24 protein-coding genes are annotated in these 26787 nt (G+C 68.0%); 6 read left to right on the top strand and 18 right to left on the bottom strand.

The genetic code is table 11. From position 1 onward, the window contains the following. Nucleotides 1-11 precede the first annotated feature (11 nt). The gene (purB, locus tag AC1DKV_RS00725) at nt 12-1376 is read right to left on the bottom strand and encodes an adenylosuccinate lyase (protein ID WP_441614210.1); all 1365 of its coding nucleotides are present in this window, start codon (nt 1374-1376) and stop codon (nt 12-14) included. Nucleotides 1377-1479: 103 nt separating this feature from the next. Here purB and AC1DKV_RS00720 point away from each other — a divergent pair, with 103 nt between their 5' ends. After that, a complete protein-coding gene (locus AC1DKV_RS00720) occupies nt 1480-2367 on the top strand; it encodes a LysR substrate-binding domain-containing protein (RefSeq protein WP_441614209.1) in 888 nt (295 codons plus the stop codon). Between the two features lie 65 nt (nt 2368-2432). Here the strand turns inward: AC1DKV_RS00720 and AC1DKV_RS00715 are convergent, their stop codons facing one another. Then, nucleotides 2433-4004, bottom strand: coding sequence for a class I adenylate-forming enzyme family protein (locus AC1DKV_RS00715; RefSeq protein WP_441614208.1), 1572 nt, complete (start codon nt 4002-4004; stop codon nt 2433-2435). Between the two features lie 326 nt (nt 4005-4330). Continuing rightward, nucleotides 4331-4774, bottom strand: a complete 444-nt coding sequence (locus tag AC1DKV_RS00710) for a PRC-barrel domain-containing protein (protein ID WP_441614207.1) — start codon at nt 4772-4774, stop codon at nt 4331-4333. A 656-nt stretch (nt 4775-5430) separates the two neighbouring features. Here AC1DKV_RS00710 and AC1DKV_RS00705 point away from each other — a divergent pair. Together AC1DKV_RS00705 and AC1DKV_RS00700 are read left to right on the top strand one after the other, a co-directional pair. Beyond that, the gene (locus tag AC1DKV_RS00705) at nt 5431-6354 is read left to right on the top strand and encodes a class I SAM-dependent methyltransferase (protein WP_441649686.1); all 924 of its coding nucleotides are present in this window, start codon (nt 5431-5433) and stop codon (nt 6352-6354) included. A 245-nt stretch (nt 6355-6599) separates the two neighbouring features. After that, on the top strand, nt 6600-6941 hold the full coding sequence (locus AC1DKV_RS00700; protein ID WP_477137349.1) for a hypothetical protein: 342 nt from the start codon (nt 6600-6602) through the stop codon (nt 6939-6941). Nucleotides 6942-7013: 72 nt separating this feature from the next. Here the strand turns inward: AC1DKV_RS00700 and AC1DKV_RS00695 are convergent, their stop codons facing one another. The 9 genes from AC1DKV_RS00695 to AC1DKV_RS00655 all read right to left on the bottom strand — a co-directional run bounded on the left by AC1DKV_RS00695 (nt 7014) and on the right by AC1DKV_RS00655 (nt 16026). Next, nucleotides 7014-7325: a Dabb family protein gene (locus tag AC1DKV_RS00695; RefSeq protein ID WP_441614204.1), complete on the bottom strand. Its 312-nt coding sequence runs from the start codon at nt 7323-7325 to the stop codon at nt 7014-7016. Between the two features lie 54 nt (nt 7326-7379). Further along, a complete protein-coding gene (locus AC1DKV_RS00690) occupies nt 7380-7682 on the bottom strand; it encodes a YciI family protein (RefSeq protein ID WP_441614203.1) in 303 nt (100 codons plus the stop codon). Nucleotides 7683-7687: 5 nt separating this feature from the next. Further along, on the bottom strand, nt 7688-8587 hold the full coding sequence (locus AC1DKV_RS00685) for an intradiol ring-cleavage dioxygenase (protein WP_441614202.1): 900 nt from the start codon (nt 8585-8587) through the stop codon (nt 7688-7690). 61 nt (nt 8588-8648) lie between these two features. Continuing rightward, on the bottom strand, nt 8649-9605 hold the full coding sequence (locus AC1DKV_RS00680; protein ID WP_441614201.1) for a sugar ABC transporter substrate-binding protein: 957 nt from the start codon (nt 9603-9605) through the stop codon (nt 8649-8651). 164 nt (nt 9606-9769) lie between these two features. Further along, nucleotides 9770-10738 carry an ABC transporter permease gene (locus tag AC1DKV_RS00675; RefSeq protein WP_441614200.1) on the bottom strand — a complete coding sequence of 323 codons (969 nt, stop codon included), beginning with the start codon at nt 10736-10738 and terminating at the stop codon, nt 9770-9772. Then, nucleotides 10735-11709: an ABC transporter permease gene (locus AC1DKV_RS00670; RefSeq protein ID WP_441614199.1), complete on the bottom strand. Its 975-nt coding sequence runs from the start codon at nt 11707-11709 to the stop codon at nt 10735-10737. The genes AC1DKV_RS00675 and AC1DKV_RS00670 overlap by 4 nt, the downstream gene beginning before the upstream one ends. Continuing rightward, nucleotides 11702-13210 (bottom strand): sugar ABC transporter ATP-binding protein, encoded by a 1509-nt coding sequence (locus tag AC1DKV_RS00665; protein ID WP_441643227.1) that lies wholly within the window; start codon nt 13208-13210, stop codon nt 11702-11704. The genes AC1DKV_RS00670 and AC1DKV_RS00665 overlap by 8 nt, the downstream gene beginning before the upstream one ends. Further along, nucleotides 13207-14598 carry an FAD-linked oxidase C-terminal domain-containing protein gene (locus AC1DKV_RS00660; RefSeq protein ID WP_441614197.1) on the bottom strand — a complete coding sequence of 464 codons (1392 nt, stop codon included), beginning with the start codon at nt 14596-14598 and terminating at the stop codon, nt 13207-13209. Before AC1DKV_RS00660 ends, AC1DKV_RS00665 begins: the two co-directional genes overlap by 4 nt. An 81-nt stretch (nt 14599-14679) precedes the next feature. After that, the gene (locus AC1DKV_RS00655; protein ID WP_441614196.1) at nt 14680-16026 is read right to left on the bottom strand and encodes an amidohydrolase family protein; all 1347 of its coding nucleotides are present in this window, start codon (nt 16024-16026) and stop codon (nt 14680-14682) included. A gap of 336 nt (nt 16027-16362) precedes the next feature. Here AC1DKV_RS00655 and AC1DKV_RS00650 point away from each other — a divergent pair, with 336 nt between their 5' ends. Beyond that, complete coding sequence (locus tag AC1DKV_RS00650; RefSeq protein WP_441614195.1) at nt 16363-17277, top strand: LysR family transcriptional regulator; 915 nt, start codon at nt 16363-16365, stop codon at nt 17275-17277. Between the two features lie 1037 nt (nt 17278-18314). Here the strand turns inward: AC1DKV_RS00650 and AC1DKV_RS00645 are convergent. The 5 genes from AC1DKV_RS00645 to AC1DKV_RS00625 all read right to left on the bottom strand — a co-directional run bounded on the left by AC1DKV_RS00645 (nt 18315) and on the right by AC1DKV_RS00625 (nt 23860). Next, on the bottom strand, nt 18315-19190 hold the full coding sequence (locus AC1DKV_RS00645) for an NAD(P)-dependent oxidoreductase (RefSeq protein WP_441614194.1): 876 nt from the start codon (nt 19188-19190) through the stop codon (nt 18315-18317). Between the two features lie 71 nt (nt 19191-19261). After that, the gene (locus AC1DKV_RS00640) at nt 19262-20329 is read right to left on the bottom strand and encodes a maleylacetate reductase (RefSeq protein ID WP_441614193.1); all 1068 of its coding nucleotides are present in this window, start codon (nt 20327-20329) and stop codon (nt 19262-19264) included. A 311-nt stretch (nt 20330-20640) separates the two neighbouring features. After that, nucleotides 20641-21519 (bottom strand): alpha/beta fold hydrolase, encoded by an 879-nt coding sequence (locus AC1DKV_RS00635; RefSeq protein WP_441614192.1) that lies wholly within the window; start codon nt 21517-21519, stop codon nt 20641-20643. A gap of 107 nt (nt 21520-21626) precedes the next feature. Continuing rightward, the gene (locus tag AC1DKV_RS00630) at nt 21627-22745 is read right to left on the bottom strand and encodes a succinylglutamate desuccinylase/aspartoacylase family protein (protein ID WP_441614191.1); all 1119 of its coding nucleotides are present in this window, start codon (nt 22743-22745) and stop codon (nt 21627-21629) included. Between the two features lie 44 nt (nt 22746-22789). Then, on the bottom strand, nt 22790-23860 hold the full coding sequence (locus AC1DKV_RS00625) for an ornithine cyclodeaminase (protein WP_441614190.1): 1071 nt from the start codon (nt 23858-23860) through the stop codon (nt 22790-22792). Between the two features lie 201 nt (nt 23861-24061). On the opposite strand from AC1DKV_RS00625, the gene AC1DKV_RS00620 reads away from it, so the two are divergent. After that, nucleotides 24062-24487 (top strand): Lrp/AsnC family transcriptional regulator, encoded by a 426-nt coding sequence (locus tag AC1DKV_RS00620; protein ID WP_441614189.1) that lies wholly within the window; start codon nt 24062-24064, stop codon nt 24485-24487. 5 nt (nt 24488-24492) lie between these two features. On the opposite strand, the gene AC1DKV_RS00615 is transcribed toward AC1DKV_RS00620, so the two are convergent. Further along, the gene (locus AC1DKV_RS00615; protein WP_441614188.1) at nt 24493-25401 is read right to left on the bottom strand and encodes a GntR family transcriptional regulator; all 909 of its coding nucleotides are present in this window, start codon (nt 25399-25401) and stop codon (nt 24493-24495) included. A gap of 178 nt (nt 25402-25579) precedes the next feature. Between AC1DKV_RS00615 and AC1DKV_RS00610 the strand changes: the two genes are divergently transcribed. After that, a complete protein-coding gene (locus AC1DKV_RS00610; protein WP_441643225.1) occupies nt 25580-26785 on the top strand; it encodes a C45 family autoproteolytic acyltransferase/hydolase in 1206 nt (401 codons plus the stop codon). Nucleotides 26786-26787 lie beyond the last annotated feature (2 nt).

Below are 26787 nucleotides of genomic sequence, written 5' to 3'. Positions count from 1 at the left end.
CATGGTCGCCTTCAGTCCAGCCAGCCGCTTGCCCGGGTCTCGCCAAGGAAGCGCTCCACGATCTGCGGGGCAAGCCCGACATAGGTGGCGGGATCGAGCAGCGCATTGAGCGCCGCCGGTTCGAGCGCCGCCCGGATGGCCGGATCGCGCGACAGTGCCTGCTCGAAGGTGATGCCGCTTTCCATGCCCAGCATGGCGGCGGCGTAGACCAGTTCGTGCGCGCTCTGCTTGCCGACCTTGTCGGCCAGCGCGAACATCACGCGCTCGGACATCAGGAAGCCGCCGAGCAGGTCGAGGTTGGCGCGCATACGCGCGGCGTTCACGGTGAGGCCGGACAGCGCGTAGTGCATCATCTGCAGCATGGCCGCCGCCATCATGCAGCCCTCGGGCACGGCCTTCCATTCCATGCGCACGGCCGCCACGTCGCGCTCATGCTCGGCCATCTGGGCGTCGTGCATCATCGCCACGCTGTAGCGGATAGCGCGGCTGAGCGTCACCACGGTCTCCACCACGGCGGGATTGCGCTTGTGCGGCATGGTGGACGAGCCGACCTTGCCTTCGCTGAACGGCTCGGCCAGCTCGCCGATCTCGTCGCCCTCGAGGTTCATGATCTCGTTGGCGATCTTGCCCAGCGTGGCGCCGATCAGGCCGAGCACGCTCACGTACTCGCCCAGGCGGTCGCGCGCGGGCTGCCAACTGATCGGCGCCACGCCCAGTCCGAGGCGCGCCATCAGCCGCGTCTCCAGCTCGCCGGCCTGCTCGCCGAACGAGGCCTGCGTGCCGACCGCGCCCACCATCTGGCCCACGAAGGTGCGCTGCTCCAGGCCGCGCATGCGCTCGTGGTGGCGGCCGAGTTCCGACAGCCAGATCGCGCATTTGTGGCCGAAGGTGATCGGCAAGGCCTGCACGGCATGCGTGCGCCCGGCCATCGGCGTGTGCTTGTGCTCGTCGGCAAGGCGGTACAGCTCGCGCGACACGGCGCCCAGGTCGCGCATCAGGATGCCGTGGGCCTGCCGCACCTGAAGCATCATGCCGGTGTCGTAGACGTCCTGGGAAGTCGGCCCGAAATGCACGAACTCGCCCAGCCCGCCGGCGCATTGCCGCTGCAGGGCGCGCACCGCCGGCACCAGCGGGTGCTTTACGCGGCGGGTTTCGGCAGCGAGCGCGGGCAGGTCGATGTCCGCCACCCGCGCCCGGGCGCCGATCTCGGCGGCCGCCGCGGCGGGGATGATGCCGAGTTCCGCCTGCGCGGCCGCCAGCGCGGCTTCGAAATCGAACCACTTCTGCACGCGGTTCTCCTCCGAGAACACGGCCCGCATCTCATCGGTGCTCCACATGTGCTGCTGGAGGGACTGGTCGAACACACTGCTGGTCATCGCGGAAGCCTTTTTCGCCTGAGGGGTTACAGCCATTCTCGGCCGCCGGCTTCTTTCTGTAAAATGACATGTTCGTAGACAATCATTGCCAAAATGGCATGATATGACCCTCCAACAACTACGTTGCCTGCAGGCAGTCATTGCCAGCCAGCTCAGCGTCTCCCGCGCCGCGGACGCCCTGCACACCACCCAGCCGGCAGTCAGCAAGCTGATCCGCTCACTGGAGAGCGAGATTGGCGTGGAGCTGTTCGTGCGCCGTGGCAACCGGCTGGTGAGCCTGACCGATGCGGGACAGGAAGCGGCGGCGCTGTCGCGGCGCGTGCTCAACGACACCCGCGCGCTGAACGGGCTGGCCGGCGCCGGGCAGGCGGGCGGCGGCAGCGGCACGCTGCGCGTGGGCACCACGCACATCCATGCGCGCTATGGCCTGCTCGACGCCATCCGCCGCTTCAGCACCGCGTACCCGGCGGTCAACCTGGAACTGCTGCAGGGCCACCCCGCGCAGATCCTGCAGTGGGTCAGCGAGAACGCGGTGGACCTGGGCATCTCCACGCTGCCGGACGTCACGCCGGAGGGCATCATCTCGGTCGAGGCCTACCCCATCCCGCGCTGCCTGATCGTGCCGCGCCGCCATGCGCTGCTGAAGCTGGCGCGCGTGACCATCGAAGACATCGCGCGCTACCCGCTGGTGACCTACGACGAGCACTTCAATTCGGGATGGGTGGTGATGCGCGAGTTCCAGCGCCGGGGGCTGTCGCCGCGCGTGGTGGTGCGCGCGACCGACGCCAATGTGATCAAGGCCTATGTCGCCGCCGGCCTGGGCGTGGCCGTGGTCCAGCAGATGGCGGTGGAGCCGCGGCGCGACACCGATCTCGCGGTAATCGATACCGCGGACCTGTTCCCGCCGTCGATGGCGGCAGTCAGCCTGCGGGCCGACCAGTACGTGCGCGGCTATATGCAGGATTTCATCGACATGATCGCGCCGCGATAGCGGTTGGCGGCAGACGGCAGACGGCAGGGGGCGAGCGGTGCGCCCGCCGCCTGCCCCGGGCCGCCTCAGTCCAGCGCCTGCCCCGGCCGGAACCCGTCGCGCAGTTCACGCTTGAGCACCTTGCCGATCGCGCTGCGCGGCAGCACGTCCACCAGTTCCACCACGGCCAGGCGCTGGGTCTTGCCGACCTGATCGTTGGTCCAGTCCATCAGCGCCCCGGCCGATGCCGCGGGGGCTGCCGCGCCGTCGCGCAGCACCACGAAGGCCACCGGTGTCTCGCCCCAGCGTTGCGAGGGCACGCCCACGACCGCGCAGTCGGCCACGGCGGGGTGCTTCTGCAGGATGCCTTCGAGATCGCTGGGATAGATGTTGAAGCCGCCGCTGATGATCATGTCCTTCTTGCGGTCCATCAGCGTGAGGAAGCCGTCCTGGTCGAAACGGCCGACGTCCCCCGTGCGGATGAACAGCTTGCCCGCGGCGTCGTGCCAGTGGGCGGCGGCGGTCTTCTCGGGCTGCTTGTGGTAACCGGCCATGATGGCGTTGGAACTGCCGACCACTTCGCCGATCTCGCCCACCGCGACTTCCTTGCCGTCGTCGTCGATCAGGCGGATATCGTGGCCTTCCATGGGGCGGCCCACGGTATGGAGCTTGTCCGGGAATTCGTGCGCGGCCAGCACGCAGCTGCCGCCGCCCTCGGTCATGCCGTAGTACTCGACCAGGCCGCCCGGCCAGCGCTTGAGCACATCGGCCTTGAGCGCCGCGCTCAGCGGCGCGCTGGTGGAGAACTTCATGCGGTACGAGGACAGGTCGTAGCTGTCGAAGTCGGGGCGCGCCATCAAGCGCTGGTATTGCACCGGCACCAGCATGCTGTGCGTGACGCGGTGCCGCGCGGCCAGCTCCAGGTAGCGCTGCGCATCGAACTTCGGCATCAGCACCGCGGTGCCGCCCAGCGCCAGCGTGGGAATGAAGCTCACCAGGGTGGTGTTGGAATAGAGCGGCGTGGAGATCAGCGTGACGGCGTCGGGGCCGTAGCCACCGCTTTCCTGCACGCGGCGAATCTGGTTCCAGCGCAGCGCGTGGGCATGCACGATGCCCTTGGGCGTGCCGGTGGTGCCGGACGAGTAGATGATGTTGAACACCTGCTCCGGGTCCAGCGGGTGCTCCTGCGGCCGGCTGCCCTCGGGCGCGAGCCAGGCCTCGAACGACTGGCCGGCCGGCGCACCGGCCAGGCCCACCAGCGGCACCCCGATGCCGTCCTTCACCGGCGCGAGCTCGCGCAGGACATCCGCGTCCACGAACAGCACCCGGGCATCGGAGTCAGCCACCATGCCGGCCAGGCTGGCCGGCGTGGACGACGGCGCCAGCGGCACCAGCGCCACGCCCGCGCGCAGGCCGCCGATCAGCAGCGCCGCGTACTCCGCCGACGCCGCCGCGCAGATGGCCAGCGCCGCGCCGGGCCGCAAGCCGTCACGCTGCAGGGCGGCGGCGACCCGGTCGGCCAGCGCATCGAATTCCGCGTAGGTGAGCGAGCGGCGGTTGTCGATCACCGCCGTGTGGCCGGGCCGCTCGGCGGCGTGCAGCCGCACGCAGTCCGCCAGGTTGCCAATCGGCTGCGCAAGAAGTTCTGTGATGCCCATGGGAAATTCCTGTCTCCATCTGGTGCCGCGATCGGTTCCGCCGGATGCGGCGGCCGTCGCGAACGGATTGTGATCGGGAACGGCAATACGCCGCACCGTCCGGCAAATCCCGCCGCCGAGCTGCGGCCGGACCGGAGGATTCTCGCACGGACGCGACGTTCGGGTGCGGTGGGCCCGACGGGGCCGTCCGCGGGATACACAAGCGAAGGCCCCGGGGGCACCCCCGGGGCCTTCTCTCCCCTGCAACGCGGCAGGCGGAAACGCGAAGGACCGGCTACCGGCTTGCGCCAGAGGCTTGCCTTAAAGCCATGCCTTAACGGCTTGCCTCAGAGCGGCCCACTGCCGCCGATCCAGTAAGGCGAGCGCCCGTAGTATTCATGCAGCGTGGTGCCCCACTGCGGATCCGCCATCGCAGGCCAGCTGTCCTTGTCGAAGCCGGGCGCATCCTTGATGCGTTCCGCGGTGACGCCGATACGGAAACACTTCTCGTCGGTGTCGAGCGTAAGGGCGCCCCACGGGATGGCGTGCAGCGTGTCGCCCATGCCGAGGAAGCCGCCGCTGGTCAGCACGGCGTAGGCAATGCGCCCGCCGCGCACGTCGAGCATGATGTCCGAGATCTTGCCGACATGCTCGCCATCGGACGAATAGACCTTGTTGCCGTCCAGCGTCGCGGCCGCCATGACCTCGGGCCCGGGTCCATCACCGATACCGTTGCCGACAATGGCCGCGCCGGCGCCACCGGCGAGGCCGCCGGGATTGAGTTGGTTCATCTTGGTCTCCTGGATGGGATTCGTTCCGAAACCGGGCGCAACGAACATGCCAGCACGCATCCGCGCACTGCCCGCGGCGTGCCGCGCTCCAGGGGACGTGCCAAGGGGCGCGCCGCGGGAAGAATTACAAAGGCGGGTAATTTTCGGTGGCGGGTGGGGTCCGCCATGCCGGCCAGTCTGTGCGCCGGCGCACATGGCTTCGTGAAGCGGCCGCTCCGGCATCTGGGCAAAAGCTGCTAGATTTCCATGGCGGAATGAAAGGCGCACTTCCGCACCGTCGTGCCGGTGATGCCGTTGCTGCATTCATCCGCACCATCACCTGCCCGCCGCCGGACCATTGGAGCATTCGGCCACTGGACCCCTGGACGTGGCAGGACTTCAGCCTTGATTCCGGTTGCCAGAAGCGGGCGCGGCATGCGCGCCGGCTTCGCGCGGCAACGTTCCCGAATTTCCAAGTGGGCAAGGGGTTATCCGGCGCCCGCGAGCGGTTGAATCCGCGGCCCTGCCGTTGCCCGCAGCGGGCAGCGCTGCCGCACAGCTTGCCACCTTCACCCGGAGCCCCGATGCGCGTCCTGCCCTCTCTGTCCTCAGCACCTTTCTCCAGCCTGTTGCGGCGTGCGCCGCCGGAGCCGTCCCGCCAGCGGGAGCCGCACGGCATGCAGCCCGGCCCTCGCCGCGGCGGCCCCACCACCGAAGAAACCGCGGCCTATCACGCGCGCCTGCAGCCCTATCTCCAGGCCGGCACGGTCTTGCGCGGCGCGCGCTTGCCGAAGGCAGCCATCGCGCGCTATACCACCGGCATGCGCGCCAACGCGCACTATTTCAGCCACCCGCTGTGGATGGATGAGTGGCTGCAGAACGTACACCGCTACCCTGAACTGCGCGAACGCTGGCATGCGGCCATCGGCACGCTCGACGACAAGATCCTGGTCGACATCGGCTGCGGCCCCGGCAACCTGCTTGCCACGCTGGGCGGCCAGCCGCGCGAGGCCATCGGCGTGGATATCGCGCCGGGCAGCCTGGCAATGGCCGCGCGCGTGGGTTATGCGCCGCTGCTGGCCGATGCGCACGGCCTGCCGCTCAGGACAGCGATCGCGGACATCGTGGCCATCAACGGCTCGCTGCACCACTGCGACGACATGGAAGGCGTGCTGGCGGAATCCGCGCGCCTGGTCCGTCCCGGCGGGGTACTGGTGCTGGACCACGACCCGCAGCAATCGGCCTGGGATTTCAACGGCGCCGCCTTGCTGATGTGGCGCCTGCGCTTGCCGCTGTACCGCTGGCTCGGGCGCGGTGGCCACCGCGCAGCCGATGACGAGCAGCGCCGGGCGCTGGCCACGGAGCTGCACCACCGGCCCGGCGACGGCGTCAGCGAGCGCCTGCTGCGTGGCACGCTCGAGCCACGTGGCTTCAAGGTGGAGATCTACCCGCACAGTTACCGGGTGGGCAAGGACGTGCTCGACGGCAACATCGGCCGGCCGCCGCTCAAGCTACGCGTGGCACAGCGCTTGTCCGGCATCGACCCGGCCTCGCGCGAGGCGGCGCTGAGCCTGTTCTGCGTGGCCACGCGAGCGGCCTGAGCGCCGGCGCGCCCGTGGGCCCTGCCCCATGCGCATGACGCGAGACATGCGCCTTGCCTGTCCGGATCCGCCCCGGCGGGCCGGCGCATGCCGGAAGACGAACCAACGCTCGCCGGGACCACGCGCCCGGGCCGCGATCCCGCGGCCCAGTCGCCTTTGTAAGCCGTTTCCCTACGCCAGATTCATCCACCGCCGATACGTGTTTTCCACCGCGCCGACGCCGTCGCGCCGCCCCCGCGCCTAGCATGGAATCAAGGAATTACCGCGATGCCCCCGGCAGCAAGCCCGGGCTCCCGGCAGCCGGCAAGCACGCCGCCAAGCGAAGAAGCGAAACGGCGAAGAGCAACGAAGCGGAGAACAAAATGCGCCCGGACATCACTACCCTGCATTCGATCGTGGCCAAGTGGATCGCCCCCGCCGAGGGCCTTCCCCTGCGCGTGGCACGCTTCGGCAGGACGCACGCCGGGCACGTGCCTTATGTCTGCGTGCAGCGCGCCGCCGACATGCTGTTCTTCTTCCGCCACGGTGATGGTTCGTGGTGCGTGTTTCCGCCGGTGGCCGCGCGCGCCTGGGGGGCGCAGGGCTGAAACCCGACCCCGGGGCGCAGACTCGCGCGCCCGGGGCGGGAGCCGTCTTGTTGCTCAGGTTGCTCAGGCAGCTCAGGCGGCTGCCTCGTAATCCACCTGGTGCCGCGCGATGCGCAGGTCGCCGAGTTCTTCCTTCACCCGCAGGTGCTCCGGGTGCGTGGCATAGCCTTCCAGCGCGCTCTGCGACTCGAACTCCGAGTAGAGCACTACGTCGCAGGCATAGTTGACCCCGCTCGAATCCACTCCCACTTCCAGATGCCGCAGGCCCGGAATGCGGCCGCGCAGCCCTTCAAAGGCGAGCTTGAGCCGGGCCACGGCGTCGCGCTTGTCCCGCTCGGTCTCGCCGCGCAGGTTCCACATCACGATGTGTTTGACGATGGACACGTTTCCCCCTTGTCTTGGTTCAGCTTTGGCTCAGCTTGCTTCCCGACGCGCCGCTCAGGCCGGCGGGAAGCCGGCCTTCTGCGGCCACAGGTTGGCGAACGCGTGCACCGCCGACTGCCCGTACACGCCGGCGCGCGTGAACGGCTCCGCCGCCAGCCAGGCCTTTGCATCGGCGTGCGAGGGGAAATCGATCACCAGCAGGCTGCCGACCATGGTTTCGCCATCGTCGCCGAGCAGCGGGCCGGCAAAGGCAATGCTGTCGGCCTTGGCGCCCAGGTAGACCTTGTGATCGGGACGGACCTTGGCGCGCAGCTCGCCGGTGCCCGGCTTGTCGAGAAGATGGAATACAAACAGCATGTGGCTTACCTCCGGTTGGATGCGGATTGCGCCGGCGCGGCAGGCGCGGACGGGTTGAGGATGAAATCGAAATCAAGCGTATAGAACGGCGCGGCCGACACCTTGCCATCCGGCGTGGTGCCGGACTCGTGCCGCACCCAGTCGGCGATCAGCGAACTGCGCACGCCGAATACGGCATCGGAATCCAGGTACGCGTCGCCGTCGCGGAACACATGCGTGATCAGCGTCTCGTAGCCCGGCGCCGAGATCATGAAGTGCAGGTGCGCGGGACGCCAGGGATGGCGCCCCATGGCGTCGAGCATGTGGCCCACGGGACCGTCGTGCGGGATCGGGTAGCACTCCGCCAGGATCGACTTGAAGCGGTAGCCGCCTTCGGCGTCGGCCATCAGTGCGCCGCGGCCCTGGTGCTGCTCGAGCCCCGGCTGTTGCACATCGTAGAAGCCCTCGGAATCCGCCTGCCACACCTCCATGCGGGCGCCCGGCACGGCTTCGCCGCCAATGCCCTTGACGTGCCCGCTGACGTAGCAGGGGTCGCCGGCCATGCCGTTGCCGACATCGCCGCCGAGTTCGTATTCGGGCGCGCCGTCCACGTAGAACGGGCCGAACACGGTGGCCTCGGTGCACCCGCGCGGCTTCTTGTGGTTCTGCGCGGTCACCAGGGTGGACAGGCCCAGCGTATCGGACAGCAGGATGAATTCCTGGCGGGTGCCGGTGCAGGTCTGCCCCACCTCGGTCAGGAACTGGATGCCCTGCGCCCACTCCTCTTCGGTGAGCTGCACTTCGCGGGCAAAGGCATGCAGATGCTGGACCAGGCTGGTCATGATCTGCTTGAGGCGGCCGTTGGGCATGTCGGCGTGCCGCGCCAGTACCGCCTGGGTGATGGTCTCTTCGTCGAGATTACGCATGATGTCGGTTCAGTGATTGAAGATGATCGGGTCGCCGCGCTCAGGTCTTGGCGGCGTCTTCTCAGCGCGGGCAGGTCCGTTTTTCCACGGGCACGTCGAGCGCCTGGTAGTTGGTCTTGTCGATCACGGTGGCCGGCAGCACGATGCTCGGCGTCACCGGCATGCCGCGCAGCTTGCGGATGGCGGCCATGGTGCCCAGGCAGCCCTGGGCAAAACCATTGTAGTCACCGGTGGCCAGCAGGGTGCCGGCCTTGATCGCGTCCACGGCCTCCTTGGTGCCGTTGATGCCGGACACCAGCGCCTTGCGGTTGGCGCCCTGCAGCGCCTCGATGGCGCCGATGGCCATGGCGTCGTTGGCGGCAAAGATGCCGTCGATCTGCGGGTAGGACTGCATCAGGTTCTCCATCACCTGCAGGGCCTGCAGGCGCTGGTAGTTGGCCGGCTGCGACGCCACCAGCTTCACGCCGGGGAACGCCTTGAGCGCGTCGTGCAGGCCGCGCACGCGGTCGATATTGGTGAGCGAGCCCTTGATGCCTTCGAGCAGCACCACGTTGCCCTTGCCGCCCATGGCCTTGAACAGGTGGGTGGCGGTCTTCAGGCCGAGGTCATAGTCGCTGGCGCCGACGAAGGACACGAAGTTGCCCACGTCGCTCTTGTCGGTGACGTTGACCACCGGGATATTGGCTGCGTTCATCTTCTTCACGCCCGGGCCCATCGCCTTGTAGTCCACCGGCACGAAGACGATGGCGTCGGTCTTCTTGACGATCACGTCCTCGATCTGGCTCATCTGCTCCGGAATGCTGTCCGGCTTGGTGGGGATGTAGTGGGTCAGGCGCGCGTTCATGCTCTTGGCCGCGGCGTCGGCCCCCTGGCGCAGCACCTGGAAGAAGGGGTTGGTCTGGTTCTTGGTGAATACCGCGATGCGCTCGCCGTCGGCGTGGGCCGGCAGGGCCAGCGTGGCGGTGGCGGCCAGGGCCAGCATGCCGGCGAGTTGCTTGAGCTTGGGTGCGTTCATCATGTCTCCTGTCGTCTGTTATCTAGCTGTTGTCTGGCTGTTGTCTGTTGCGAATCGTCTTGTGTGAACCGTCTTGTGTGAACCGTCTTGCCTGCGTCTTGCCTGCGTCGTCCTGCCTGGCGTACCGCGCCTGCACCGCCGTGAACCGGAAGACCCGCGGGCCGGCCTTATGACCTGACGCCGATGCGCTTGCGCGACAGCGTGTCCAGGAACACCGCCAGCACCACGATCACGCCCGTCACCAGCGGCTGCCAGTTGGCGCTGACGGTGAGCAGGTTCATGCCGTTGAGCACCAGCGTGAGGATGATGGCGCCGACCAGCGTGCCCGATACCCGCCCCACCCCGCCGAACAGCGAGGTGCCGCCGATCAGCACCGCGGCGATGGCCGGCAGCGTGAGCGATTCGCCGATGTCGCCTTCGGCCGAGTTCAGCCGCGCCAGGAACACCAGGCTGGCAATGCCGGCCATGGCGCCGCTGACCAGGTAGACCAGCACCAGGCGCTTGATCACCGGCACGCCCGACAGGCGCGCGGCCACGGGGTTGGCGCCGATGGCATAGATCTCCTGCCCGTAGGTGGTCTTTTGCGACATGGCGGTGCCCGCCAGCAGGAACAGCAGCATCAGGTAGACCGGCACCGGCACGCCGAGCAGGTAGCCGCTGCCGATGGCGCGGAACTCCGGCGGGAAGCCGTGGATGGTCTCGCCGGCCATGAACCAGTAGGTCACGCCGTGCAGCACCCACAACATGCCGTAGGTGGCGATGAAGGGCGGAATGCGCAGCAGCGCCACCAGCAGGCCGTTGGCCAGGCCGATCAGCGCGCCGGTGCCCAGGCCCGCGCCCACGCCCAGCATGGTGGAGCCGGTCGCCTTCATCACCGTGGCCGCCACGCAGGCCGACATGGCCACGTTGGCCCCCACCGACAAGTCCAGCCCGCCGGTCAGGATCACCAGCGTCAGGCCCGAGGCCAGCAGGAACAGCAGGCTGGCCTGGCGCAGCACGTTGAGGATATTGCCCAGCGTCAGGAACGCATCGGACGCCAGCGCCAGCGCCAGGCACAGCAGCCCGAGCGCGAACAGCCGGTAGGCGAACGAGCGGGCGTCCGCCGACAGCGGCGGAATCAGAGTGGCCGTGTTCATGCTTTCCCCCTTCCCTTGAACGATTCGATCAGCAGCACCACCAGCACCAGCAGGCCGATGGCCGCCACCTGCACCGACGACTGCACGCCGACCAGGTTCAGGCCGTTGCGCAGCACGCCCACCGCCAGCACGCCCAGCACCGTGCCCGGCAGCCAGCCGTTGCCGCGGTCGAAGGTGGTGCCGCCCACCGCCACCGCGGCGATGGCGTCGAACTCCATGCCGATGGCCGCGGTGGGATGCCCTGCGTTCATGCGCGCGGTCAGCAGCAGCGCCGCCACGCCGGCCATCAGGCCACCCAGCACGTAGACGGCGATCAGGTACACGTTGATGCGCACGCCGGAGAACTTGAGCGCCTCGCGGTTGCCGCCGAGGGCGAACACATAGGCGCCGAAGCGCGTGCGGTACAGCAGCCAGTGGAACAGGCCGTAGAACGCCACGCCGATCCACAGCGGGAACGGAATGCCCAGCCACTCGCCGGAGTAGATCAGCGGGATGGTGTCGCCGATGCCGACCACGCTCTGGCCGTCGGTGGCCACCAGCGCCAGCCCCTGCGCGGCGCCCAGCGTGCCGAGCGTGGCCACGAAGGGCGGGATCTCCAGCCAGGACACCAGCGCGCCGTTGAGCAGCCCGAACGCCAGCCCGGTCAGCAGCGCGGCGCCCAGCGCCAGCGGCAGGGATTGCGTTGCCACCATCACCATCGCCAGCACCACGCCGCACAGCGTGAGCACGGCGCCCATCGACAGGTCCAGCCCCTCGGTCATGATGATCAGCGTCATCGGCAGCGCGATCAGCAGCAAGATGGTGGACTGCGTGCCGATATTGAGCAGGTTCTCCACGCTCAGGAAGCCCGAGCCCGTCAGGCTGAAGGCCAGCGCGAGCAGCCCCAGCACCCATACCGAGCCGGGCATCCTGCCCAGCGGATTGCTGCGCGGCTGGCCCAGCGGCCTTGTCAGTGCATGTGTATCAGGCATCGTTCATCCCCAATTGCAGAATCCGTTCTTCGGTCATCTCGCCATGGGCGACTTCGCCGGCGATGCGGCCGCCGCGCATCACATAGGCGCGGTCGCAGACATTGATGATTTCCGGCAGCTCCGAGCTGATCAGCAGGACGCCGGCGCCCTGCTTGACCAGGCTGTCGATCAGGGCAAAGATCTCCGCCTTCGCCCCCACGTCGATCCCGCGCGTGGGTTCGTCGAAGATAAACAGCTTCGCCTCGGCCACCAGCCATTTGCCGATCACGATCTTCTGCTGGTTGCCGCCGGAGAGAAACTGCGCGAGCTGGTCGCCGTTGGGCGTGGCGATGCGCAGCCGCGCGATCTCGCGCTCGGCCAGTTCGCGCGCGCGCTCGGCGCGGTACCAGCGCGAGGGAAACGCCCGGCGCAGCCCGGCCAGCAGCATGTTGTCGCGCACCGTGCGGATCAGCGCCAGTCCTTCGGTCTTGCGGCTCTCGGGGATCAGCGCGGCGCCCAGTTCGCGCGCGCGGTCCGGCCCGCCATTCATGCGCCGGCCGAAGATGCTGACCTCGCCAGCCTGGATGGGATCGGCGCCGAACACGGCGCGCGCGACCTCGCTGCGGCCCGAGCCAACCAGCCCCGCCAGCCCCACGATTTCTCCGGCCCGCACCTGCAGGTTGATATCGGCAATGCCGGTCGCGGCGCTGACGTTGCGTACGTCGAGCGCCACCTCGCCCAGCTGCGCGCTGCGCTCGCGGCTGTAGCTCATGTCCACCTTGCGGCCCACCATGCGTGCCACCAGTTCGTCCGGGGTGGCGTCGCCCGGCAGGCAGGCACCGACCTTGCGGCCGTCGCGCAGGATGGTGATGCGGTCGCCCAGCGCAAAGACTTCAGCCATGCGATGCGAGATATAGATCATCGACACGCCGTCCGCCTTGAGCCGTTCGATCACCGCGAACAGCTTCTCGGTCTCGCGGTCCGACAGCGCGGCGGTGGGTTCGTCCAGCACCAGGATGCGCGCGTTCTGCGACAGCGCCTTGGCGATCTCCACCATCTGCTGCTGCGCCACGCCCAGCTTGTGCACCGGCGTATGCGTGCTGACCTCCATGCCCAGGATGTCGAGGATGCGGCGCGCTTCGGCGTGCATCTTCGCGTGGTCGACCGAGCCCGGGAAGCGCCCGCGCGGCTCGCGCCCCAGGAAGATGTTCTGCGCGATGTCCAGGTAAGGCACCAGCGAGAACTCCTGGAAGATCACCGCGATGCCCATGCGCATGGTGTCGGCCGGGCCGCCGACGGCGACCGGCTTGCCTTCATGGTGGAACTCGCCGGCGTCGGCCAGGTAAACGCCGCACAGGACCTTCATCAGCGACGACTTGCCGGCGCCGTTCTCGCCCAGCAGCATGTGCACCTCGCCGGGGTAGATGGCGAAGGACACGTCATCGAGCGCCTTGACACCGGGGAAGCTCTTGCAGATGCCGCGCATCTCCAGCAGCGGCGTGACTTCTGTGATGGCGTTCATGATTCGGTCCTGAAGATCTTGCCGGGGTTCATGATGTTGTGCGGGTCGATGGCCTGCTTCACGCTTCGCATGACATCCACCGCGCCGCCCAGTTCGGCTTCCAGGAAATGCATCTTGCCGGTGCCGATGCCGTGCTCGCCGGTGCAGGTGCCGTCCAGGCGCAGCGCGCGCTCCACCATGGCGTCCTGCAGCCGCATCGCGCGCGCGATCTCGGCGGGGTCGTCGGGGTTGACCAGGATCAGCAGGTGGAAGTTGCCGTCGCCCACGTGGCCGACGATGGGCACCGTCAGGCCGGAGGCGTCGATATCCTGCCGGGTCTCCAGCAGGCAGCGCGCCAGCTCCGAGATCGGCACGCACACATCGGTGATCATGGCGCGCGCGCCGGGGCGCAGCGCCATGCCCGCGTAGAGCGTGTTCTCGCGTGCGTGCCACAGGCGGCTGCGGTCCTCGGGCCGCGTGGCCCACTGGAAGGCATCCGCGCCGTGGCCCGCGGCGATGGCCTGCACCTGCTCCGCCTGCTCGCGCACCGCGGACTCGCTGCCGTGGAACTCGAAGAACAGCGTGGGCTTTTCCGGGTAGTCGAGGTGGGAGTGCAGGTTGACGCCATGCATCATCACGCTGTCGAGCAGCTCGATGCGCGCCACCGGCACGCCCGCCTGCATGGTCTCGATCACGCAATCGACGGCGTCTTCCAGCGTGCCGAACGGGCACACCGCGGCGGACACGGCCTCCGGCAGCGGATGCAGCCGCAGCGTGATCTCGGTGAGCACGGCCAGCGTGCCCTCGCTGCCCACCAGCAGGTGCGTGAGGTCATAGCCGGCGGCGGACTTGCGCGCGCGGCGGCGCGTGCGCACCACGCTGGCGTCCGGCATCACGGCCTCGAGCGACAGCACGCTCTCGCGCATGGTGCCGTAGCGCACCGCCATGGTCCCCGAGGCCCGCGTCGACGACATGCCGCCGATGGATGCATCCGCGCCAGGATCGATGGGAAAGAACAGGCCGCTGCCGTGCAGCTCCGCGTTGAGCTGCTTGCGCGTGACGCCGGGCTGCACGCGGCAGTCCATGTCGCCCTGGTTGACGGCCAGCACACGGTTCATGCGCATCATGTCGATGCAGATGCCGCCCTGCGGCGCCGAGGCATTGCCTTCGAGCGACGTGCCCGCGCCAAACGGCACCAGCGGCACGCGCGCGCGGCCGGCCACGGCAACGATGCGCCGGACTTCCTCGGTGGTTTCCGGAAACACCACGGCGTCCGGCAGCTTCACCGCGTGGTACGCCTCGCTGCGGCCGTGATGCTCGCGCGCGGCCAGCGCGGTCGAGCAGCGCTCGCCCAGCATCTGCCGCAGTTCGGCGAGCGCGCGGTCGCGCTCGTCTGGTGTTGCATGCATGGTCTCCTCCTTTTGATTATTTCGAATCCCTGCGGGGAGAAGGCCTGCGCCGGTTGATGCGCCGCCTCTCCTCCGGCCCCTCTACCCGGCCATCGTCGCCACCAGCCGCTCGCCCGACTCGCGCAGCGCGTCGAGCTTGCCGGGCAGCCCGTCCACCAGCAGGCGCCCGTGGCGCTTGCGCGCGCGGCCGGCCACGAACACGCTGTCGATATTGGCCAGGCTGGCCTGCATGACGATGGCGCTGACGGGATCGTGCAGCGGCATCATGTTGAGCCGGCGCGCATCGATCAGCACCAGGTCGGCCTGCTTGCCGACGGCCAGCGAGCCGATCCGGTCCTCCATGCCCAGCATGCGTGCCCCGGCCACGGTGACCCATGCCAGCGCGTCGCGGCAACTCACCGCGTGCGCAGGGGCGATCTCGCCGTGCGCCTGCCGGTAGGCGGCATGGTCCAGCGCGCGCTGCACGCCCAGCGCGATGCGCGCGGCGACGAACATCTCGCCCGACAGTCCCGACTCCAGGTCCACGCCCAGCGACGGCATCACGCCCAGCCGGGTGAGCCTGCCGGTGATCGGGAAGCCGTGGCCCTGCGTCAGCTCGTTCTCCGGTGTGAGCGAGAAGCTCATGCCCAGGCCCGCGAAGCGCGCAAGCTGGTCGTCGGTCAGGTTGTTGCCGTGCACGATATTGATATGGGAGCCCAGCAGGCCGGCCTGCTCCAGCCGCTCCCAGCCATCCGGCGTGCGCGCGCTGCCGCCGCCCTGGTGCATGCTGGCCAGCAGGCCGAACTCGCGCGCCAGCGCGAAATCGTGCAGCGCCACTTCCAGCGTCGAGTAATGCGGGCCCAGGATCGCCAGCCCGAGGCTGAGCAGGTGCGAGCCCTGCAGGCGCTTCGCCAGGCGCTCCACCTCGCCGCGCGGATGCGGCATCTCCCAGAACGGCAGCGCGCCGGGCTTGGGATCGGGCTTGGGCGAGCCGTGCAGGAAGGCCGCGCGGATGCCCGACTGTTCCAGCGCATCCACGGCGGCATCGCTGTGCGCCGGCGTGGGATTGTTGTGGCACCAGTCCACCAGCGTGGTGGTACCGCAGTCGAGCTGGTTCCAGGCGCCCACCAGCGTGGCGATGCCGATGTCGGCCGGCGTGAAGCGCGTGGCCAGCCCCGCATGCATCTGGCGGAAGTATCCGGTGAGCGTCCAGCCCGCGGCCACGCCGCGCAGGGCGGTCTGCCACGTATGCATGTGTGCGTTGACAAAGCCGGGCGCGACGATAAAGCCGCGGGCGTCGATGATCTCGGCGTTGTCCGCGCTCACGGCGTCGATGCGCGGCGCGATGGCGGCGATGCGATCGCCTTCGACCAGCAGGTCGCCGGCAAGCTCGCCGAGCGCGGGTTCCATGGTGACCAGGGTGGCGCCGCGGAACAGGATGCGTGACATGGCTGCGTCCTCCTCAGCGCGAACGGCGGGCAATGCTGGCGGTGCCGGACAGGCAGGCAGGAAGAGGCTGGATGGCGGGCATGGGTCGGTCTCCGTAAGCGGCGGCACTGCCGGCAACCAGGGTCGCCAGCGTGCCGCTCTGTGTATGGCGGGCTACGTGTCAGCGGGTGGCCTTTGCAGGGACCGCGCGGGCTGACATGCGCTGGAACAAACTCTATACTCCCGGCAAACGGAAAAAAACGACGGATAAGGAAATCTTCTTTCCGCCAGGCGAGAGAATCATGCGGCGCCTGGCCGCAGCGTCCGCACCGGGTCAAAGACAAAGGGGAGACGAAGATGGACCGCTGGACCGAACTCGAACTGTTCGTGCAGACCGCCGAACTGGGCAGCATCACCAAGGCTGCCGACAGCCTGGATATCTCCAATGCGGCGGCCAGCCGCTACCTGGCCTCGCTGGAGCAGCGCCTGTCGGCGCGCCTGATCGAGCGCAATACGCGGCGCCTCTACCTGACCGACGTGGGGCACGAATTCTTCCGCCGCTGCAAGGGCGTGCTGGCGGAAATCAAGGAAGCGGAGGCGGCCGTCAACGCCAATGTGCTGGAGCCGGGCGGCACGCTGACGATCACGGCCTCGATGTCGTTCTCGATGAAGCACCTGGCGCCGCTGCTGCCGGAATTCACCCGGCTCTACCCGAAGGTGGACGTCAATATCCTCACCGCCAACCGCTACTACGACATCATGGACAGCGGCATCGACCTCGCCATCCGCACGCGCGAGTTCGAGCCCGATTCCGGCCTGACGGTGCGCCGGCTGGCCGAGACCAGGCGCGTGCTGGCGGCCTCACCGCGTTACCTGGACCGCATGGGCGCGCCGCGCGAGGTAGAAGACCTGCTGCGCCACCAGATGCTGATCTATTCGTACGCCAACCGTCCGCACGAGCTGAACTTCACGCGCGGCGGCGAGGAAAGGGGCGTGACGGTGCGCAGCAAGCTCGAATCCAACGACGGGCAGGTGATTCGCGCCGCGGCGATGGAAGGCCTGGGCATCCTGGTGCAGCCCAAGTACATCATCTACGACGATATCGTGGCGGGGAGGCTGATTCCGGTGCTGGATGACTGGGATTTGCCTCGTCTTACCATTAATATTGCGTTTCAGAGCCGGCGCTATCTGGCTGCGAAGGTGCGGTTGTTTATTGATTTTTTGGTGGCGCACTTCGAGCGGATGGATTATGAGAGGAAGTGGACTTCTTGAGGATTTTTTGTTTTTCCGGCGGTCTGTAGAACCTCCCTATAAAACGTACACATCAAGATCTTAAAGTCAACTTCAACTTCAACTTCAATTTCAACTTCAAAGTCAAATTCAACGTCAAAGGCTTTCGCTCCCCCGGAGCGACCTACTTTCTTTTCCCCGAAAAGAAAGTAGGCAAAGAAAGCGGGCTGCCTGGCCGGCAGGGGCAGAAACGTTGGGATTTCTCGTGTTGCTGGTTTCGTCGTGGGGTTTTTGGTTCTGCTTGCATCCTGCCGTTACCGGGGCGGGCGGCCGCGATCTTGCTGGCTGCAGTGGTTTCGGGGTCAGACCTATGATGGCGAGCACACTGCCAGTTCTGCCATCTGCCGTTACCGGCTTGAGCGGCCACGACATAGCACTCTCGTGGTTTCGTGGTGGGCGCGGTGGACCGGGGCGCGGGTGTGCCGGGTTACTTCAAGCCGGCCACCGCTTATTTCTGAAGCTGACGCTATTAGGCACGGAGCTATGAGGCACCGAACTCAAACAGGGGCCACCGCGCCCACCGCTTATTTCTGAAGCTGGCGCTATTAGGCACGGGAGCTATGAGGCACCGAGCTCAAACAGGGGCCACCGCGCCCACCACGAAACCAGTGCCGCTCCTATGACGTCCCCATCCGCCCCGGTCGCGGCAGCAGATTGAACCACCTGGGCTGCCGCCATCATGTAGCGCCACCACGAATCGAACGCCACCCGCAGGATAGCGACCGCCAAAACCGGTAACGGCAGGATGCAAGCAGAACCAAGAACCCCACGACGAAACCAGAAACACCAGAAATCCCAATGTTTCTGCCCCTGCCGGCCAGGCAGTCCGCTTTCTTTGCCTACTTTCTTTTCGGAAAAAAGAAAGTAGGTCGCTCCGGGGGAGCGAAAGCCGTTGACTTTGAAGTTGACTTTTAATTTGAAGCTTTGAAGATTTTAATCCTTGAAGTTGACTTTGAATCCAAATCCCTTGAATCAAATCACATCATATCAAACACCTAAAGACCAAAATCCACCCCCCCTTATCCCTCCACCGTCAACCCCGCCCCCAACCGCGCAGCCTTGATCACCGCCGCGTAGTCATCACCAGCCATGCCCTGCGCCGCAGCGCCCTGCAGCATCTGGCCGAGCAGCGCGGTCAGCGACAAGGGCACGCGCAGATCCGCACCGGCATCCAGGATCAGCCCTACGTCCTTGAGCATCTGGTCCACCGTGAAGGTGGGCGTGTAGTCATGCTCCACCAACTGCGCTGACTTGGCCTTGACGATGGGCGCGGCCACCGCACTGGCGGTGATCACCGACCACATGTCCTGCCACTTCAGGCCGCCCTTGGCGCCCAGCGTCAGCGCTTCGGCCAGCATGCCGGAGGTCAGGCCGATCATCAGGTTCACCACCAGCTTCATCAGGCGCGCCTGTTCCGCCTCGCCCAGGTAGAACTGGGCCGGCCCGAGCGCCGCCAGCAGGGGCCTGGCCTGTTCATAGGCGGCCTCTGGACCGGACACCAGCGCGGTGAGCTGGGCGGCTTCGGCCATCTTGTTGTTGCCGGACACTGTCACGCGCAGGTACCGGACATCGCGTTGCGCAAGCAGCGCCGCCACGCGCGCGGACGCCTGCGGCGACACCGTGCTGGTATCGATGTACAGCGTGCCCGGCGCCGCCAGTTCCGCCACCTGCGCGCCGACCGCCTCGAACGCCGCGTCGTGCGGCAGCGAGCTGAACAGGATGTCCTTGCCGCCGCATGCCTGCGCCAGCGACGCGGCCGTCTTCAGGCCGGCCTGGCGCGCTGCGTCCAGCACGGCGGGCGCCAGGTCGAAGCCGGTGACCTCATGTCCGGCCGCGGCCAGGTGGCGCGCCATGGGCAAACCCATCTTGCCGGTTCCGATAAAGCCGATTTGCATTGCTGTCTCCAGTGTGTGTCGTGCTGTGTTGTATGGCGCTGTGTTGCGCCGTGCTGGTTCGCCTGCGCGCCTCAGTCGGGGCGTGCGCCCTCGAAGGCCGCCTGCAGCAATTCGCGGATCGGCGCGCGCTCGATCGGGCGCGGATTCCAGTAAGGGTTGGCCAGCGCGATATCGGCGGCGCGGTCCAGGTCTTCGGCGCGCATGCCGATGTCGCGCAGCGCGGTCGGCGCACCGTGCCGCGCTGCGAGGTCGTACAGGGCGCGTGCCGCCGAAGTGTTGCCGCTGCCCAAGGCGCGGCGGATGCGCGCCATGGCTTCGGGCGCCGCACTGGCGTTATAGGCAATGGCGTGTGGCAGCACCACGGTATGGGTCTCGGCATGCGGCAGGTTGAAGCTGCCGCCGAGCGTGTGGCACAGCTTGTGATGCAGCGCCATGCCCACGCTGCCCAGCACCGTGCCGCACAGCCAGGCGCCGTAGAGGCAGTCGGCGCGCGCATCGAGATCGGCCGGGGCTTCGAAGATACGCGCAATGCCGCTGGCCAGCGCGCGGATGCCCTCCTCGGCCATCAGGGACGTGACCGGATTGGCATCCTCCGCATAAAGGCCTTCGGCGGCATGGGCGATCGCGTTCAGGCCGCTGGTCACGCTCAGCGCCACCGGCAGGCCGGTCGTCAGCACGGGATCGTAGATCACGGTGCGCGGCAGCACGCGCGCATCGCGTCCGGTCTTCTTCAGGCCGGCGTCGGTGATGCCGTAGATCGACGTCATCTCCGAGCCGGCATAGGTGGTGGGGATCGCCACGATGGGCAGGCCGGAGGTCAGCGCCACCGCCTTGCCCAGGCCGGTGGTGGACCCACCGCCCAGCGCGACCATGCAATCGGCGCCGACCGCCTGCGCGTGCGCAATGGCGGCGCGGGCCGATTCCAGCGGCACATGCATGACCGCGCCGTCGTAGACGCCGGCCGACAAGGGCCCGAGCTGTTCCGACACGCGCGTGGCCTCCGCCACCTGGTTCGGCGTGCACAGGACCAGCGCGCGGGTGGCGCCTAGCCGCCCGAGTTCGGCGGCGAGCTGGTCCAGCTTGCCGGCTCCGAACAGCACGCGCGTGGGCTGGCTTGCATAGACAAACGATATGGACATGATCTTGTCTTCCTCCGCATGGGTCGGGACCGCGCCCGCACCAATGTGTTTTATTTCGCACTTTGCGCTGCGCCTGCAGACAGGCCTGCGTCCGCGCAACATCTTTGTGCACGTTAGCCTTCCGCCTGCCGGAAAGAAATGCCCGAACGGGAAAACACTCTTGATGCCAGCGGAAGAATCGCCGGTCCGGCCGGATTGCCGGCCGCTCAGCCTCGATGCCGGGCGCTACGGGCGCCCGTCGTGTGCGTCCAGCCAGGCAGGCCGCGCCGGCGGGCACCGAGGCGTGTCGGACGATATGAGGATAGGCCGGCTTATGCCAGCCAGCCGTCCAGCAGCGCATTGACTTGCTCGTGCGCTTCGTACTGGACCCAGTGGCCGGCGCCGGGCACGATGCGCACCTGCCGCCGCGCGTCGCCCTGCGCCATGGCCTGCGCCGCCGCCATCGGTTCGGCGGTCACGTCGTGCTCGCCCCAGGCGAGCAGCACGTCGCCGCCAAAGCGGTCGAGCGCCTCGCGCAAGCCGCCCGCGCGCGAGATCGGCTTGCTGCGAAAGCGCGTATGCCTGCAAGACTCGGTATGCGCATGCAGCGCCATGGCGTCGATACGCGCGGGGTCGGCAATCATGAAGGCGGCGAGATTGTGGCACATGGCTTGCGCCAGCGCGCGCTCGTCCGGCGCCTTGCGCCAGTCCACCAGCGCCTGCTGCTGGCGCCGCACGCCAGCGTGCCCGGCCGAACCCAGCAAGGCCAGCCGGCCCACCGCGCCGGCCGAGGCCGTGACGTTGGCAGCGACGTTGGCGGCGACCAGCCCGCCAAAGGAAAAGCCGGCAAGGTCGAAGCCGTCCGCGCAGCCGGGCAATTGCGCGGCGGCGGCGGCCAGCGTGCCGGCAATGAGGGGCAGCTCGCTGGCAATGTCCCCCGATTCGCCGAAGCCCGGCATGTCGGGGGCCCATACGGTGCGCCGCGCGGCCAGTGCCTCGATATTGCGCACCCAGTGCAGCCAGCTGCCGTGCCCGCCATGCAGCAGGATCAGCGGACGCCCCTGGCCGAAGCGGCGCCACACCACGCGGCAGCCGCCGGCATCGGTGACCGTGCGGCCGGCCTGGCGTTCTAGAGCCGCGACCGCGGCCAGCGCGGCCGCGGTATCGGGTTGTGCCAAATGATCGAAATGATCGGGAACAGTGCCTTGCATCCGGATACCTGCGCGTGCGCGCGAGAAGTCGGCCGGCACCAGCTGCCGGCGAGCCAGGCAGCAGTGTAGCGCCACCCCCGCCGGTAGCCCGGCAGACAGGCACGCCCTCACGGCCCCAGCAGGTTCCCCACGCGGAATGCCCGCGCGCCGGAGACCCGGCCGATCTGGTCGCCCGGCTTCACGTAGCGCACCTCGCGGCCCATGTAGAAGACACCGTCGGTATGGCTGACGATGGTCTCGCGCGTGCCCTCCACCGGATCGACGATATCGAACAGGGGCTGCCCCGCCTTCACCTGCGCGCCCATCGGCGCGCGATAGACCAGCAGGCCCGCCGCGGGCGCCACGAACTGCTCGCTGCCGGCCAGCGGCGTTGCCGGCTGGAGCAGCGGCGGCAAGGGCGGCGCGTCGCCGTCGATCGCGCCGATATGGGTCAGGTAGTCGAGCAGCGCCTGCGTGTCCTGCTGCGCCAGGGCATCGGTCACGTCGCGCTGGCCGCGGTGCTCCACGGTCACGGCGATGCTGCCGTGGGGAATGGGAAAGCGCTTGCCGAATTCCTGCTGCAACTGCCACCAGGTGTAGCTGTGCGCTTCGTCGAAGGAGTGCGCGCCGGAATCGAGCGCCAGCAGGCTGGCGGTGGCGCCGAGATAGCGCGCCAGCGGCTCGACCTCCGGCCAGATCGCATCGCCGGTGTAGACATGCATGGCGGCCTCGCGCGAGCAGTGCAGGTCGAGCACGACGTCCGCATCGTGCGCCAGCAGCATCAGCGCGTGTTGCAAAGACTTGAAGGCATTGACGGCGGGGCGCGCCAGCAGCGCTTCGCGCCAGGCCGCGCGGATGGTACGCAGATTGTGCGCGCTGTCCTGCGTGAGCTTGCCCTCCACCGCCGCCGCAATGTCCTTGAACAGCATCGGGAAGCCGCGGTTGAAGTTATTGCCACTGGCCAGGTCGAAGCGGCCGATGAAACTGCCCAGCACCGCCTGGCCAAGCCCGAGCGGATTGGCGGCGCTGACCAGCACCACCTGCGCGCGCAGCCGGCCCTGCGCCTCCAGCTCGCGCAGGCGCGCCTTGAGCGTGACGGCCACCAGCATGGCGGGGATCTCGTCGGCGTGCAGGCCGGCCTGCAGGTAGATCTTGCGCCCGGCGGCAGCGTCGCCGAAATGGTGGCTGGTGAGCTGCAGGGCAAGCCCGGGCGCAGGGGAGATCAGGGGATGGATCTGGCTTTGCATGGTGTGTGTCTTCGCTAGTGGGTCTTGCCCTCGGGGGGCCTGGCTTAGTTGACGGGCTGCGCGAGCGGCGCGGCCCGCGGCGGTGCGGGCGGCACGCACGGGCTGGCGAGCTGCGCGAACAGGTCCTTGGGATCGGGCAGGCGCGGGATCAGCGCCGCGTCCTCGCCCAGCCCCAGCGCGATGGCCTGGTCGCGCAGGTAGCGCAGCGCCGAGTAATCTTCCAGCGCGAAACCGACCGAATCGAACACGGTGACCTCGCCCGCATCGCGCCGGCCCGGCACGCGGCCGGCCAGCACCGACCACAGCTCGGTGACGGGGAAATCGGCCGGCATCTGCTGCACGTCGCCCTCGATGCGGCTCTGCGGCTCGAACTCGACGAACACGCTGGCGCCACGCAGGATGTCCGGATGCAGCTCGGTCTTGCCGGGGCAATCGCCGCCCACGGCGTTCAGGTGCATGCCCGGCTCGATCATGCCGGGCGTGAGGATGGTGGCGAGCGCCTTGTCGGCGGTGACCGTGGTGACGATGTCGGCGCCGCGCACGGCTTCGGCCGTGCTGGCGCAGGCGCGCACTTCCAGCCCGGGCACATCGGCCAGGTTGCGGCGCAGCTTGGCGGTGGCGGCGGGATCGACGTCAAAGGCCTGGATGCGCCGGATGCCCAGCAGGTGATAGAAGGCCAGCGCCTGGAACTCGCTCTGCGCACCGTTGCCGACCAGCGCCATGGTGGTGGCGCCGGCCCGCGCGAGCTGGCTGGCGGCCACCGCGGACGTGGCCGCAGTGCGCAGCGCGGTGGTCAGGGTCAGCTCGCTGAGCAGGACCGGCTCACCGGTGTCCACGTCGGCCAGCACGCCGAAGGCCATCACGGTGGGCAGGCCGGCGCGGGTGTTGGCCGGGTGGCCGTTGACGTACTTGAAGCTGTAGAGGCGGGCATCGGCGATCGGCATCAGTTCGATCACGCCGAGCGCCGAATGCGTGGCCACACGGGCGGATTTGTCGAAGTCCTGCCAGCGCAGGAAATCCTCGCGGATATAGGCGGCCATGCCGCGCAGGGCGTGGCCGAGGCCGCGCTCGGCGACGATGCGCGATACGTGGCTGGGTGAAAGGAACAAGGTCATGTGGGTCTCCGGTGGAATTGGTGGGTGCATGTCGGCGCGCATGGGTGCGCCTTGGTGCGTATTGGCGCCTATGCGGAACACACCCATTCTTCCAGCCGGCAAAGCCAAAATGAAGTGGTTATTGTGTCAACAAAATACTATCATCGCATCAGAATGACCACAACGACTTTCGTTTCGACACATCGACCCATATGGACCCACATGGACGCCTTCGACCACCAACTGCTGGCGCTGCTGCGCGCCGACGCCCGCGCCAGCGTGGCCCTGCTCGCGCACCGGCTCGGCGTGGCGCGCACGACCATCACCAACCGCATGGCGCGGCTGGAAAAATCCGGGGTGATCGTGGGCTATACGGTGCAGCTGCGCCCCGAGGCGCGGCCGGATGCGATTGCCGCATGGATGAGCGTTGCCGTGGACGGCAACCAGACGCGCGAGGTGATCGCCACGCTGCTGGGGGAGCCCGGCATCGCGGCGCTGCATGACACCAATGGCAGGTGGGACCTGCTGGCCGAGGTGCGCGCCTCGACCCTGGAAGGACTGGCCAACGTGCTGGAACGCGTGCGGCTGATCAAGGGCATCAGCGCCACGGAAACCAGCATCCACCTGCAGAGCTACAAGCTCTCCTGACGCGCTCAGTCTTCGCCGGAGCGCACGCCCGACGTCAGCCTGCTGGCGACGTCCAGGTGCTTGCGCATCAGTTCGGCCGCGCCTTCGCGGTTGCCCGATTCGAGCGCGGCAAGAATGCCCAGGTGCTCGTGGCAGCTCACTTCCACGCGGCCGTGGCCGTGCTTCCAGTCGTAGTTGGACAGGCGCCGCAGCCGGTTCATGCGCCGGACTGCATCGGCGTAGAAACGGTTGCCGGAGGCCAGCGCCAGCCCTTCGTGGAAGGCCGCGTTGGTCTCGAAGAAGGCCACGCTGGAGGCCTCGGTCCACGGCTGCGTGAGAAAGGCGGAATGCTCGATGCGCATGCGCGCGGCCCATTCGGGCGACAGCGCAAACCCGGGCTCCAGGATGGCCGCCGGCTCGATCGCCATGCGGAAGCGGTAGCTCTCCAGCCGCGCCTCGTTGTACCAGGCCGAGTCCTGGAATTTCCAGCGGTAGCCCAGGCGGCGCTCGGCCAGGCCCAGGTCGGCCAGGCGCACCAGCGCCTGCTTGATGGTGGCGCGCGTCTCGCCGTAGCGCTCCATCAGGTCGCGCTCGGAAACCTCGTCGGGCAGGATCTCCCGCCGGCGGTCGTGCGCGATGCGCACCAGCAATTCATCCCCGCCTTCGCCGGCCGCCTCTGTCGGCGCCTCCAGCGGCGGATGCGCCAGCAGTTCCACCCCCTTGTTGCGGCGCCGCTGCACGAAACCCTGCGCCTCCAGGTGATCCAGCGCGGCGCGGATCGGTGTGCGCGACACGCCCAGGTGCTCGGCCAGGCGCTGCTCGTTGAGGCGGTCGCCGGCCTGCAGCGACTCGTCGCGAATCCACTGCGCAATGCGGTAGCCCAGCGCCAGGCGCACGCGTCCAGTCGACTCGGGGATCTCCGGTGAAGTATCCATTGATTTTTTTGTACTCACAAAATACACTATTTATAGCACACCTGACGGCACACTGCCGTGACGCCATCAAGACAGCGCGCCGTTACCGCCTTTATGCAGGCCTTTACGCAGACTTTCCGCAGACCCTTACGCAGACTTTCCGCAAGTTACGCAATTATTTGACGCCGAAAACGCTCCCATGACCAGCCATCCCGCTTCCCCGGACCAAACCGCCATCCATGACACCGTTCCCCACTGCCCGCTGATCGAAGTCAGCGGCGCGCCGCGCGAGCGTGGCCGGCAATACGGCGAACAGGCCGTCGTGCGCATCAAGCGCGGCATCGAGCACTATGCGCGACAACTCGAGAGCAACCAGCTGGGCTGGCCGGAGCTGCGCAAGATCGTGGCCACCTTCGAGCCCACCATTGCCGCGTTCGACCCGAACTATATCGAGGAAATGAAAGGCATCGCCGAAGGCGCGCAGGTGGAGTACGCCGCCGTGGTGATGCTCAACGCGCGCACCGAAGTGCTCAAGCTGGCCGACCGCATGCGCAACCAGCAGCCGGTGCCGCTGGACCCGGACGGCTGCACCGGCGTGCTGGCGCTGCCCGGCGCCACCGCCAGCGGCCGCGTGATCCACGCGCAGAACTGGGACTGGAAGGCGGAGTGCGCGGAATCGTCCGTGGTGCTGAAGGTCAGGCGCGACGACGGCCCCGATTTCCTGACCTTCACCGAAGCCGGCGCGCTGGCGCGCTCGGGCATGAACGCGGCCGGCATCTCGATCACGGCCAACTACCTGGAGTGCGAGCGGGATTACCGCACGCTGGGCGTGCCGCTGGCGCTGATCCGCCGCAAGGTGCTGGAGCAGCGGCGCCTGGCCTTTGCCATGCAGTCGGTGTACGTGACCGCCAAGTCCGCCGCCAACAATATGATGGTGGCGCACGCCGACGGCGTGGCCATCAACTTCGAATGCGCGCCCGATGAAACCTTCCAGGTGCTGCCCGAGCGCGGCGTGCTCGTGCATGCCAACCACTGGCTGAGCCCGGTGGCGCTGACCAAGCTGCGCGACCTGGGCATCCAGAAGATGCCGGATTCGCTGTACCGCGACGAGCGCGTGCGCCAGCTGGTGCAGCCGCATATCGGCAACATCACCGTGGACACCATCAAGCGCGCGCTGTTCGACGACTTCGAGACGCCGTATTCGGTTTGCCGCCCGCCGCGCCCGAACTCGAGCAACAACCTGTCGGCCACCGTGGCGATGATCGTGATGGAGCCGGAACTGGGCGTGATGGAAGTCTCGATGCTGCCGGCGCTGCACCCCACCTTCGCCACCTTCCGCCTGGATATGGAGATCCAGCGGAGCGGCGCCGCCGCCCCGGCCCACGCACGGGCAGTGGCGGCCTGACG

It is taken from the genome of Cupriavidus sp. 05T41, assembly GCF_056396525.1.
The sequence above is the reverse complement of the archived record's forward strand: the minus strand, read 5'-3'. Positions and strand labels throughout refer to the sequence as shown.